The organism is Aquimarina sp. Aq107, assembly GCF_943733665.1.
GTDB lineage: Bacteria > Bacteroidota > Bacteroidia > Flavobacteriales > Flavobacteriaceae > Aquimarina.
Genome location: NZ_OX030782.1, coordinates 1084913 through 1097876 on the forward strand (window position 1 = coordinate 1084913; position 12964 = coordinate 1097876).

The following is a 12964-nucleotide window of genomic DNA, read 5'->3' on the forward strand; positions in this document are numbered from 1 at the left end:
AAATGAAAAATCTTAAAATTCTTGGCCTACTTATGTTCGGGCTCATGCTAATATTTACTTCTTGTGAAGAAAATGATGATGGTGATTCAAGCACCGACTGTCCTGAATTATCTTTTGAAAGAGATGGTGGGAAATTAATTGCAAATTTTGAAGAAATAAACAGTTTAGATGTTTACGAATGGTTTGTAAACGATGAATTGGTAGAAACTGAAAGCTTAGAAAATCAACGTGATAATATATTAGATATTTCAGAATATAATACTGGAACTTATACTGTTTGTATAAAGGCAGAGACTCCGGATTGTCCTAATGGTGTAGAATTTTGTAAAGAGATAGTTGTGGGAGAAGACATGGAAGGTTGTCCAGAACTAAAATTCACCAGAGATGGAGATTATCTATTTGCTGATTTTGAAGGTATCGATACATTAGAGTTTTATGCTTGGCAAGTTACCGGTGAGATACTTGGTAATGAAACCATTATAGAAAATGAAGGAACCAATAATCAAGGAGATAATAAATTTTCTCTTGCTAATTTAGAAGAAGGTACATATAGTATTTGTTTAATTTCAGAAAGTCCTACTTGTACTAGCACAGAATATTGCGAAGAAATAACTATAGATGGTGATGGACAGGATTCTTGCCCAGATCTTTCGGTTAGTTCAGAAGGAGGTATCGTTGTTGCCACTATTAGTGGTACTGATGATATCGATTTGTTTAAATGGTATGTAAACAACCAACTTATTGGAGCAGATGAGTTACAAATTCAAGGTGGAATTGTAACATTAGATCTTAGTGATTATAACCCAGGTTCTTATGAAGTTTGTGTAAAATTTAGTTCTAACGATTGTTCTCAAGGAATCGAAGCTTGCGTATCTGCCCAGGTAACAGATGATAATAATGGTGGTGATGACTGTCCAAATTTATCATTTATTGAAGAGGGAACATTAATGTTTGCTAATTTTTCTGGAATAGACCAATTAGATGTTTATGAATGGTTCGTTGATGGTGTATTGGTAGAAACAGAAAATTTACAGAGTCAGGATAGAGATAATAAACTTGATTTATCATCTTATAATCCAGGAACTTATACTGTTTGTGTTAAAGCAGAAACTAACGAATGTCCTAATGGTACAGAATTTTGTAGAGATATAGTAATTCCAGAACCACAGCCAGTAGATTGTTCAGTATTTAAATTGGAATATATAGCAACAAATGGTGCTGAATTTGTAAATGCTAATGGAGTTATTCTATTTGGATTAGAAGATAATTCTGTAGTATGGGAAATTGATGGAACTCAAATTAACCCTACAACGACAACAGGACATTTTATCATATTAAAAAACCACTTAAGTCAAGCAGGAAAGTATGAGATTTGCTATAAGGCAGAGTCAACTGAATGTGGAGCGCTACAAGAGTGTATAGAGGTTGATTTTCAAGGATTGTAATAAGAAGAATAAAGGTTCTTAATAGACTATAGTTCTTAATTTTAAAGGATGAGGTTGTATATCAATACGACCTCATTTTTTATTTTAAAAATGATTTTAACATTTTTTTTGAAGGAAGGGGTAGGGTATTCTTTTTTAGCTGCGTTTCATAATTGTAGGGCTGATAAAAAAGGCTTTAAACAATTAATTATTGACAACCCCTAAAAATTATAACGATGAAAAAACTTAGTATTTGGTATGTAATGATTTTTGCATTACTGTTAGGAATTATTTCTTGTGAAGAAATTGAAGAATTAGAAAATTGCCCAGATGTAACTATTAACGTAGATAATGTTTCTGGAAGTGCAGTGTATCGATTCGCTGCTCAATTTGATGGTATCGAAGATGTAAGACTTACCTGGTCTATTGATAGTGAAGAAATAGATACTGGTAACTTAAGTGATATAGCAAATCAGATTTTTGAATATCAGTTTGAAGAAGGAACATATACTGTTTGTGTAAAAGTAGCAAGCGATACTTGTCCTATAGAAGTGTGTAAAGAAATTGAAGTAGATGTTGATGAAACTGATCCTTGTCCAGATTTGTTTTTTGAAGCAAGACAATATGAAAGACCAAATAAGTATAAGTTTATTGCAGATTTCCCAGGAATTGAAGATGTTCGTTATGAGTGGTTTATTAATGGAGAAGTGGTAGATAGCGATAATCAGAATGATAACAACTATTTATTTTGGGAATTTAATGAGCCTGGTAGTTATGAAGTATGTATTAAAACAGAAACTCCAGATTGTCCTAACGGTACTTCTTATTGCAAGACTATCGAAATAGAAGAGACAGACATAGATGAAGAATGTCCTGAGTTATTTTTTATTGCAGAACAAGATGGAGATAATCCAGCATATTATTTTCAGGTAGAGTTTGAAGGAGCTGATCAAGTAGAATGGTTAGGATGGTATATTGATGGAGAGTTTGTAGAAGATTCAAATAGTGGTGATAACAATAGATTTTATTATCAATTTGCTCCAGGAAGATATGAAGTATGTTTAAAAACAGAAACTCCAGAATGTCCAGAAGGAACTTCTTATTGCAAAATTATTGAAATTGAAGGTGATGTCAGTGTTTGTCCAGAATTATTCTTTGAGGCAGAACAAGATGGAGATAATCCAGCGTATTACTTTTACCCAAACGCTTTTGATGGTATCGATGATGTAACACTAGAATGGTCTGTCAATGGAGATTATGTAGGAACAAGTTCTGGTCATGACGATCCTTTTTATTATCAATTTGGGACAGGTAGTTTTGAGGTGTGTCTTTCTGTAGAAACTCCAGAATGTCCAGAAGGAGTAACATTTTGTAAAGTAATTGAAATCGAAGGATCCGAAAATGATTGTCCTGATTTATTTTTTACCATTGAACAAGAAGGAAATACTCCAGGATATAATTTTTGGGCAGAATTCGAAGGAATGAGCAATGTTAGCTACGAATGGTTGATCAATGGTGATGTCGTAGATACCGAAACAATGAACAGTAATGATAGAGATAATTATTTATACTATCAATTTGGAACGGGAACATATGAGATCTGTATTATAACAGAAACACCGGATTGTCCAAATGGTGTAACATTTTGTAAAACATTAGTCATAGAATAGTACAGTTAGTTAGGTTAGATTAATTAGGTTGATTCCCTGGAAGCATTGTCATTCTTTCAGGGAATTTTGTTTATACGCATAAGATATGTTAGATTGTAACCTAAAATAAAACGAATAATTTATTTTAATTAAGGGTAGGGTAGACTGATTTTCAGACGTTTTACTTATATAAATGCAAATTATTTTGAAGAATTTCAATACTTATATACGATTATATACATTACTAATACTGATTTCATTCTTTAGTAGTTGTGTAAGTGATGATTCGTTTTTTCCAGAAGAAAACACAGGTAATGTAGTATCAAGTGCCGCTTTGGTGACGGTTCTTAATAATTTTGATGGTGCTGCTAATTTCCCTGCAGAAAATGAACAGTGCTTTAGGTTTGTATATCCTATTACGCTTGGTTATAATACAGATTCTACTATTAGAGTAGAGAGTTATGATGGGTTGGTAGATGTAATTTCCAGTCAAGGTACTAATTTTAATGTTACAGGATTAGAATTTCCGGTTAATATTATTTTTAAGAATACGGATATCACCATACCTATTATTAATGAAATAGCTTTATTAAATGTTTTAAGTGAATGTGAGTTCGACACAATCAGAGATGATTTTGATCAGTTTTTTGATGGATGCTTTACGTTTGATTTTCCAGTCACTCTGTTTAATATAACTGGAGAGGAAATTGAGATTACAACGGATGATGCGTTTCAGACTTTTTATCAAGAACAAGGAATAGCTTATCAGCCTAATTTTAAATTTCCATTAAATGTATTAGTGTCACCAAATTTTGAAAGTACTGAAATAGAGACGTATTTTGGGTTTTATAGACTAATAGAATCTTGTGTGAGTAGATGTCCAAGCCTTAGTTTTACTTCGGAATCAATGGGCCAATTTAATTTTGGGTATCAATTTACTGCTGATTTCCCTGATATAGATGTAATAGGAACTTATGATTGGTTTGTAGATGGTCAATTTATTGAGAGTGATGGTCCAAATAATCAAGGAGATAATTTATTGGTACGTAATTTTGGATCACCAGGGATATATGAAGTTTGTATTAAAGCAGAAACACCTAACTGCCCAGAAGGGATAGAATTTTGTAAGCAGATCGAAGTTGTTGAATTTTGTCCAGAACTGTTTTTTGATTTTGAACAAGAACAAGGAACGTTAACGTATATTTTTACCTCTAGTTTTTCTGGCATAGAAGAGTTGGATTATCAATGGTACATAGATAATGAACTCATAGAAGAAGATGGAGGTGCTAATGGGGATAATATATTATCATCTAATTTATCACCTGGAGTGCACGAGGTATGTATAAGTACAGAAACCCCTTCTTGTCCTAATGGAGCAGAGTTTTGTAAGGAAATAACGGTAGAACCAATTTGTCCTAATTTGTTTTTTAATTTTGAACAAGAAGGAAATACAACAAGTTATAATTTTACTGCAGATTTCGAAAATATTGAAGTAATAGCGTATCAATGGGAAATAGATGGAGAGGTTATAGAGCAGGATGGTGGACAAGGTGGCGATAATGTATTCTTTTTTCAATTTGATCCTGGTTCATATGAAATTTGCATTAGAGCAATAACAGATACTTGTCCGGATGGAACAGAGTTCTGCGAGCAACTAGTTATTGAGTAAATCACATTTTTTAAAATTTTAAAAGTGCGTAAGTAATAATATTTTATATTCAATTTTTCTAATTTAATAGTAATTCTTTAATGAATTTTTGAATTAGATAATTCTTACTCCAGAAACACTAAATTCTTAGAAAACATCCAGTGTTTCAGTAACTTTGTAAGAAAGTAAAGGAATATGAGATACCACACTAGGAAGATTGTAAAACCAGGAGATTTAAATCCTAATGAAACATTATTTGGAGGAAGATTGTTGGAATGGATTGATGAAGAAGCAGCACTATATGCGGTTATTCAGTTAGAAAGTAAGAAAGTTGTTACCAAGTTTATGTCCGAAATTAATTTTGTAAGCTCTGCAGTACAAGGTGATATTGTAGAGATAGGAATGGATGTGGTAAAATTTGGAAGATCATCATTAGTATTAACCTGCGAGGTACGGAATAAATTAACTCGTAAGACAATTATTAAAGTTGATAAAATTACTATGGTTAATCTTAACGAGAGTGGTAAACCTACACCACATGGTAAGACTAAAATAGAATTTGTAAGAGATAGGCTAGCTCAAAACTAATACTTTTTAGTATTTGGATGTAATTTGACTAAACAGATGTTACCTTTCTTAGGTAACTTCTGTTTTTTTTTAGTTGTTTAATTAGCCGCCATTATAAGCTTCACATTCGGAAGACATATCATAAAACCAAGTTTCTGGTTTATCGCAGTTTTCATAATTAATACCTCCACTAATCACTTTTTTTTGATCTTTTTTTAGGAATGTGATTCCTTCTGCACTTAGCATGTCTTTTAACATAATGAAATGATTTATACTAAGTGTTAGTAACATTAAAGAATGATATGTTACTAGGTAAAAGAGGGAAGAAATAGTAATTTAACAAAAGGTTAGTAATAGGGAGTATTTATTATCTAAGAACGATCTTTTTAATGAGTGAGCGCCCTAAAGCTTCATTTAGATTCGTGATAATTTTTTCTTTACCATAGCTTAATTCTTCTCTAAGAACAGAGGAGGTAAGTTCTATATATAAGGTTTCACGATCAAGTTTAATATTTCTCGTATATTTATTTATGGCTGGTCCCATGATTTGTTCCCAAACATCACGTACTTCTACTTTATCCAAACCTTTCTGGAGTTTGTTTTCATTTACGAATTCTTTGAGCACATCACCAATACTTAGGTTGTCATTTTGCCTTTTAGCCATTTATAATTCAATCTTTTTATAAGGTTTGTAAAAGTATAGATTTCCAACTTCATTCTTGATAATTAATTGGTTTTCTTTTGCAGATACAAGCGTTTCTTTCCATTCTGATAATGGAGTTGTATAATATATTCTTAGACTATCATTTTCTATAGCCAATGTAAAAAATTCTTTGTCTTTTGTAGTTATAAAATTACCACTTAATTGAGGTTGTACCTTTTTACGAATCCCTTTTTTATCTTTCACTTCGAAATAATCAATACTTTGATTAAAATTATATTGTTTTTCGATGCCGTCAGACGTAATTACCTTTTCTATTTCCCAATAACCTGAAATATGTTTTATAAACGTTTCAGGATTAGGTTTAGAACAGGAAGTTATTATAAGAATAAGTATAAATAGACCATTTTTTAACATAAAGATCGTTTTTTAATTAATTAGGAATCTAGTTTAATAATCTTATAGGATTGTGATATCTTTTTCACAACACTTTCTGTTCGATCAGCGTGCGTATCACTAATAAAAAGTTGTCCAAAGTTTTGATCATCTACTAGTTGTATAATATGTTCTACACGTTTTTCATCTAACTTATCAAAAATATCATCTAATAGTAATAAAGGGTTTACTTTACTTTGTTTTTTTATAAAATCAAATTGTGCCAGTTTTAAAGCAATTAAAAATGACTTTTGCTGTCCCTGACTTCCAAATTTTTTTATAGGATATCCTTCAATTTCAAAAGATAAGTCATCTTTATGCACACCAACACTAGTATATTGTAACATCCTATCTTTAGAGAGGTTTTGTTCCAATAATGTTAATAGACTATTCTCAGACAATTTACTTTGATATCGCAATGACACAGATTCTTTACCTGAGCTAATAGCCTCATAACGTTCTATGAATATTGGGATGAATGTTTCAAGAAAAGCAGTTCTTTTTTGAAATATGGTATTACCAAGTTCATTTAATTGTTGATTGTATATTTCTAAAGTAGTAGGATCAAAGGTATTATTAGCGGCAAAATACTTCAAAAGCGAGTTACGTTGGGAAACTACTTTGGAATATTTTAATAATGTGGATAGATATGTTGTATCGCTTTGAGAAATTACACCATCTATGAACTTACGACGAGTATCGCTTCCATCAGTAATAAGATCTCTATCCGCAGGAGAAATAATGACTAGAGGAAGAAAACCAATGTGCTCACTAAAAGTATCATATGCCTTACCGTTTCTTTTAATTACTTTCTTTTGTCCTCGTTTAGCACTTACAATTACTTTTTCTTCTCTATCAGATTTTTCATAGCGTCCTTCTACCACGAAAAAATCAGTGCCATGTTTAATATTTTGACCAGTAATAGGATTAAAATAACTTTTTCCGAAAGATAAATGATAGATAGCATCCAGAATATTAGTTTTTCCCACTCCATTGTGTCCAACAAGGCAATTAATCTTAACATCAAAATCGAAATTCTCCGATTCAAAATTTTTGTAATTGATTAAAGAAAGTGATTTTAGAATCATAAATTACTGATCGTCAGCAAGTAGCGACTTTTTAGAAATTCTCAAATAAGAAGTGCAAAATATTGAAAAATAACAAATATTTTCGCTTTTAATTATGAATAAAAATTTTATTTTTGCCGTTCATTAAATATAATTTATGGCAACTTATAAGAAACGAGGATACAAACCAAAAAATAAAGCAGAAGAGGTAGAGCAATTAGAAGACAATTCTACAACTGCTGAAGTATTTAATACTTTGGATGAAGGTGCTTCCCGAACTGAAGAATGGGTTGCTGCTAATCAAAAATATATATTTATCATTGTTGGTGCTATTGCTGCCGTAGTGTTAGGATATCTTGGGTATCAAAAATATATTCAAGAGCCTAAAGAATTAGAGGCTTCTAATGAAATGTTCAAAGCACAACAATATTTTGATAATGCAGTAAATGGAAACACTACTGTTAGTGATTCTTTATATACGTTAGCTCTTAATGGAGGAGAAGGGAAATATGGATTCTTAGAGATCATCGAAAATTATGGTGGTACTAAGGCAGCCAATCTAGCGAATTACTATGCAGGATTCTCTTACCTGAATATGAAAAAGTATCAGGAAGCTATTGATCATCTAGATAAGTTTAAGAGTGATGACGAAATGTTAGGTCCACTAGCATTAGGAGGAATAGGTGATGCTTTTGCTCAATTAGATCAGATGGGAGAAGCGTTATCGTATTATGAAAGAGCAGCAAAAGCTAAGAATAATGAGTTTACTACTCCTAAGTTTTTATTAAAAGCTGCTGTAACTGCAATATCTTTAGGGAAACCAGAATTAGCAGTTACTTATTTAGAAAGAATTAAAGAAGAGTTTTCTAAAAGTGTAGAGGCTAATCAGGCGGATGTACATTTAGGAAGAGCTCAAGGAATGCTTAAGTAGTTCATAGTCTTTGGTTCATAGGTTTTGCAGTAGTATTAGATTACGGTAAAAACTATCAACTTTTCAATAATAAACCATTAACTAAAAATGGCTACAGAAAATAAAAATTTATCTCAGTACGATAAAACAACAATCCCAAACTCGAAAAATTTTCGGTTTGGGATTGTTGTTTCTGAATGGAATGAAACCATTACCGAAGGTCTTTTTCAAGGTGCGTTTGACGCATTGATAGATTGTGGAGCTATCAAGGATAATATTGTACGATGGAATGTTCCTGGTAGTTTTGAGCTTATCTATGGGTGTAAGAAAATGCAGGAATCATATGATATGTTAGATGCCGTAATTGCAATTGGGAGTGTAATTCAGGGAGAAACTAAGCACTTTGATTTTGTATGTGATGGTGTTACTCAAGGGATTAAAGACTTAAATATCCAAAATGATATTCCTGTTATATTTTGTGTACTTACAGATAATAATATGCAACAATCTATTGATAGGTCTGGAGGTAAACACGGAAATAAAGGAACAGAAGCGGCTATTGCTGCTATAAAAATGGCTCAATTGCGTAAAGATGCAAAGTTTTAATTGATCTTAAGTGTACCTGCTTATATCATTATATCCTTTTCTTAATTTAAAAACGGCATCATACTTGCTGTTCATATTTTCAATGTTATTGTAATGCTAAAAGCTTTAGATTACTATGCATTTTAAGTATATTTGAATAATATAAAAAGAAAGGAGCATCACGTGAAATTAAGTATCCCTAAAAGAAAAACGAATCGCAGATATAATTATACTCCCCGATATTATAAGGGAAAGAGTGATGGTAATATCTATGATTTCGAAAATAGAATTACTAAATATCGTGATACCAGAAATGCAATTGACTTTGGATCTCAATGGAGTGAAGATCGAAAAGCTAGTAGAAACAGAGGCAATAGAGAGATAAATAAAAGAGTCATTTATATCGCATTTGTGTTAATCTTCATTTTTTTATATTTAATTGATTTCGATTTATCCATATTTACTGCCCGACAATAAATGTCAGATATCATACAACTATTACCGGATCACGTAGCCAATCAAATAGCTGCCGGAGAGGTAGTGCAGAGGCCCGCTTCTGTAGTAAAAGAACTATTAGAAAATGCCATTGATGCTAAGGCTGCGCATATCAAATTAATTATTAAAGAGGCTGGTAAAACACTTATTCAGGTAATTGATGATGGAGTTGGCATGAGTGTGACAGATGCACGACTTAGTTTTGAGCGTCATGCTACTTCAAAAATTAAATCAGCAGAAGACCTTTTTCAATTAAATACAAAAGGATTTAGAGGAGAAGCACTTGCTTCAATTGCAGCTATAGCTCATGTTGAGTTAAAGACTAAACAGGAAAATGATGAGGTTGGAACTGAAATAAAGATAGAAGGGAGTGAAGTAACCTCGCAGGAGGTTTGTGTTACTTCTAAAGGAACTTCTATATGTGTTAAGAACTTGTTTTATAATATTCCGGCAAGACGCAATTTTTTAAAATCAAATACAGTAGAACTTCGGCACATAATTGATGAATTTCATCGAGTAGCTATGGTACATCCAGATATTAAGTTTGATATGTATCATAATGGTAGTGAGGTTTTTAGTTTGCCAGCAGCAAATCATCGCCAGAGAATAGTACACATTTTTGGAGGAAAAACGAATGAGAAATTGGTTCCAATCGATGAAGAAACCGATTTAGTAAGCATTACCGGGTTTGTTTGTAAACCTGAATATGCCAAAAGAACTAGAGGCGAACAATTCTTTTTCGTCAATAATAGGTTTATAAAAAGTGCATACCTTAATCATGGAGTAAATTCAGCTTTCGAAGGATTGTTAAAAGAAAAAACACATCCTAGTTATTTTATTTATCTCACAGTGGATCCAACATCTATAGATATTAATATTCATCCAACAAAAACTGAAATTAAGTTTGATGATGAGCATGCGTTATATGCAATGCTACGTTCTACAATTAAACACAGTTTAGGGCAATTTAATGTAGCTCCTGTTTTGGATTTTAATAGAGATTCTTCTATGGATACTCCATATGAGTATAAAAGCAAAATGGCCCAAACACCGACTATAGAAGTAGACAGAAGTTTTAACCCGTTTAAGGAAGATAAAAAAGAGGATTCATCTTTTTCATCTACAAAGAATTATAATAATTTTAAAAAGGAATCAGCTGGTAGTTGGGAAAATTTATATGCTGGTTTGGATACGACAGAAATACCATCTAAACAGACAGAGAGTGAGTTTTCCTCTATTCAATTTGAGAGCTCCGAAGTAACAGGTTCGTTATTTGATGAAGCTCAGGAGACAGAATTAGAGCACAATACTACATACCAGTTAAGAAGGAAGTATATTATTACTACTATTAAAAGTGGAATGGTAATAATTCACCAAAATAGAGCGCATCAGCGGGTACTTTATGAAGAGGTACTGCGTAACATTACTATGGCGAGTGCCGTTAGTCAGCAATTGCTATTTCCATTAAAATTGTCTTTTTCTAAGCAAGAAATACAATTATTAAAAGAGGTTCAAGAACAGTTAGAAAACACAGGGTTTGTTTTTGGAGAAATTACAGATGGAGAGGTTTCAATATCTGGTATCCCTACAGTTACTACAGAAAGTGAAGTTTCGGTGCTGTTAGAAAAATTAATCAGTGATATAGAGCAAGAAGTTCCAGATAGTGGATTCTCATTAACCGATCTTCTAGCAAGATCTATTTCGGGAAGTATTGCAGTAAGAACTGGTGTTAATTTAGGAAAAGAGCAATTACAACATATAGTAAACAGTCTTTTTGCTTGTACAGAACCAACAATAACACCAGATAATAAGCCAACATTCATCACGTTAACAGTAGATGATATAGATAAAAAATTTTAAGAGTACATGGGGAGAATTACAGATACAGTAAAAACTTTATTAATAATTAATGTTATCTTTTTTATAGGTGCATTAACTCTCGGAGATGCAGCTTTTAGGTTATTTGCATTGTGGTTTCCGAAAAATGATAACTTCCAGATATGGCAGATTATTACGCATATGTTTATGCATAGCCAGTCGACATTTACACATATTCTTTTTAATATGTTTATGTTATATATGTTTGGAAGTCACTTAGAAAATTCGGTCGGACAGAAAAAGTTTTTGTTTTTATATTTTTCATCCGGACTAGGTGCAGCAGGTTTACAAATTTTGTTTACATATATTCAGTTTTTACCTGGTTATCAAGCGTATCAGGAAGCAGGATTTACAGTTTTAGAGATAAAAGAATTTTTGAATAACACATTGGCAACAGGGAAGTATACGGTATATCCAAATATTCCTCAAGAAGTAACTGAACAAATGATTGGTTCATACTTAACTCCTATGGTTGGTGCTTCTGGAGCTATTTCAGGAGTTATAGTTGCTTTTGCTGTATTATACCCTAATTTGCCATTATATCTTATGTTTATTCCAGTGCCGATAAAGGCTAAGTATATGGTTGCAGGATACTTTGCTTTAGACTTATTTGGAGGAATAACCGGTCAAAGTATTTATGGGGCAACGAATGTTGCTCATTGGGCGCATATTGGTGGAGCAGTTATAGGGTTTATTACAATGTGGTACTGGAAAAAGAATTCGTTTAATCAAAATCGTTGGAATTGATGTCACAGATAGACGATTTAAAATTGAAGTTTAGGAGTTTTTCGATTATTGAAAAATTGATAACGATTAATGTTGTTGTATTTGTATCGTTTTATCTTATAAATACATTTGCTTACTTATTTAATTCTTCAAGTGGATTTATAACGGATTGGTTTACCTTTCCTAAAGAACTAGGAGAATTTTTAACGAAACCTTGGTCGATTGTTACGTATGCTTTTTTACATAGTGGATTTTGGCATATAGCATCGAATATGATCATCTTATACTTTTCTGGAAAATATTTCGTTTCCTATCTTACGGGAAAACGTGTGTTGACTGTTTATTTTTTAGGTGCAATTATGGGAGCTATATTTTATATGATTTCATATAATTTATTTCCTGTATTTTCTGAAGTAGGTAGTTCTGTGTTACTTGGAGCTTCTGCATCAGTAATGGCTATTCTAATAGCTACAGCGGCTTATATACCGCATATGTCCGTTAGGTTAATGTTTATTGGTAGTGTTAAGTTTTGGTGGATTGCAGCGTTTTTTGTGCTATTAGATATTATTCAAATACCTTCTGGGAATGCAGGTGGACATATAGCGCATTTGGGTGGAGCTTTATTTGGTTATTTGTACGCTGTGCAACTTAAAAAAGGAAATGATATAGGAAGTGGTTTTGAGAAGTTTATGGATGCTATGGTAAGTATGTTTAAACCTAAAAAGAAGAGTCCTTTAAAAACTGTTCATAAAGCTAAGAAATCTAAAAATACTGTTTCTAAAAAGCCTGGTGCACCCAAAATTAAGAACCCCAATCAAGCCGAAATAGACGCGATATTGGATAAAATAAGTAAAAGTGGTTACGATAGCCTAACCAAACAGGAAAAAGACTTTTTGTTTAAGGCGGGCAAAGATTAGGT

14 protein-coding genes are annotated in these 12964 nt (G+C 32.2%); 10 read left to right on the top strand and 4 right to left on the bottom strand.

Features of this window, described 5'->3' with window-relative positions:
• Positions 1–2: 2 nt before the first annotated feature.
• The 4 genes from NMK29_RS04395 (at position 3) to NMK29_RS04410 (ending at position 5309) form a co-directional block, all read left to right on the top strand.
• Positions 3–1445 carry a hypothetical protein gene (locus NMK29_RS04395; RefSeq protein WP_108801748.1) on the top strand — a complete coding sequence of 481 codons (1443 nt, stop codon included), beginning with the start codon at positions 3–5 and terminating at the stop codon, positions 1443–1445.
• Between the two features lie 215 nt (positions 1446–1660).
• Positions 1661–3094 carry a hypothetical protein gene (locus NMK29_RS04400; RefSeq protein ID WP_108801749.1) on the top strand — a complete coding sequence of 478 codons (1434 nt, stop codon included), beginning with the start codon at positions 1661–1663 and terminating at the stop codon, positions 3092–3094.
• 184 nt (positions 3095–3278) lie between these two features.
• Complete coding sequence (locus NMK29_RS04405) at positions 3279–4742, top strand: hypothetical protein (protein ID WP_159092073.1); 1464 nt, start codon at positions 3279–3281, stop codon at positions 4740–4742.
• A gap of 174 nt (positions 4743–4916) precedes the next feature.
• Positions 4917–5309, top strand: a complete 393-nt coding sequence (locus tag NMK29_RS04410; protein ID WP_108801751.1) for an acyl-CoA thioesterase — start codon at positions 4917–4919, stop codon at positions 5307–5309.
• 81 nt (positions 5310–5390) lie between these two features.
• On the opposite strand, the gene NMK29_RS04415 is transcribed toward NMK29_RS04410, so the two are convergent.
• The 4 genes from NMK29_RS04415 to NMK29_RS04430 form a co-directional block, all read right to left on the bottom strand.
• Entirely contained in the window at positions 5391–5546 is a 156-nt protein-coding gene (locus NMK29_RS04415; RefSeq protein WP_159092074.1) for a hypothetical protein, read from the bottom strand.
• Positions 5547–5655: 109 nt separating this feature from the next.
• Positions 5656–5952: a DUF721 domain-containing protein gene (locus NMK29_RS04420; protein ID WP_108801752.1), complete on the bottom strand. Its 297-nt coding sequence runs from the start codon at positions 5950–5952 to the stop codon at positions 5656–5658.
• Positions 5953–6366 carry a lipocalin family protein gene (locus NMK29_RS04425; protein ID WP_108801753.1) on the bottom strand — a complete coding sequence of 138 codons (414 nt, stop codon included), beginning with the start codon at positions 6364–6366 and terminating at the stop codon, positions 5953–5955.
• Between the two features lie 20 nt (positions 6367–6386).
• Positions 6387–7472: a DNA replication/repair protein RecF gene (locus NMK29_RS04430; RefSeq protein WP_108801754.1), complete on the bottom strand. Its 1086-nt coding sequence runs from the start codon at positions 7470–7472 to the stop codon at positions 6387–6389.
• Between the two features lie 136 nt (positions 7473–7608).
• On the opposite strand from NMK29_RS04430, the gene NMK29_RS04435 reads away from it, so the two are divergent.
• From NMK29_RS04435 to NMK29_RS04460, 6 genes are all read left to right on the top strand, one after another.
• Positions 7609–8382, top strand: a complete 774-nt coding sequence (locus NMK29_RS04435; RefSeq protein WP_108801755.1) for a tol-pal system YbgF family protein — start codon at positions 7609–7611, stop codon at positions 8380–8382.
• Positions 8383–8469: 87 nt separating this feature from the next.
• The gene (ribH, locus tag NMK29_RS04440) at positions 8470–8967 is read left to right on the top strand and encodes a 6,7-dimethyl-8-ribityllumazine synthase (protein ID WP_108801756.1); all 498 of its coding nucleotides are present in this window, start codon (positions 8470–8472) and stop codon (positions 8965–8967) included.
• Between the two features lie 162 nt (positions 8968–9129).
• Entirely contained in the window at positions 9130–9423 is a 294-nt protein-coding gene (locus tag NMK29_RS04445) for a hypothetical protein (protein WP_108801810.1), read from the top strand.
• Entirely contained in the window at positions 9424–11301 is a 1878-nt protein-coding gene (mutL, locus tag NMK29_RS04450; protein ID WP_108801757.1) for a DNA mismatch repair endonuclease MutL, read from the top strand.
• A gap of 6 nt (positions 11302–11307) precedes the next feature.
• Positions 11308–12066 (top strand): rhomboid family intramembrane serine protease, encoded by a 759-nt coding sequence (locus NMK29_RS04455; RefSeq protein ID WP_108801758.1) that lies wholly within the window; start codon positions 11308–11310, stop codon positions 12064–12066.
• On the top strand, positions 12066–12962 hold the full coding sequence (locus tag NMK29_RS04460; RefSeq protein WP_108801759.1) for a rhomboid family intramembrane serine protease: 897 nt from the start codon (positions 12066–12068) through the stop codon (positions 12960–12962). The genes NMK29_RS04455 and NMK29_RS04460 overlap by 1 nt, the downstream gene beginning before the upstream one ends.
• Positions 12963–12964 lie beyond the last annotated feature (2 nt).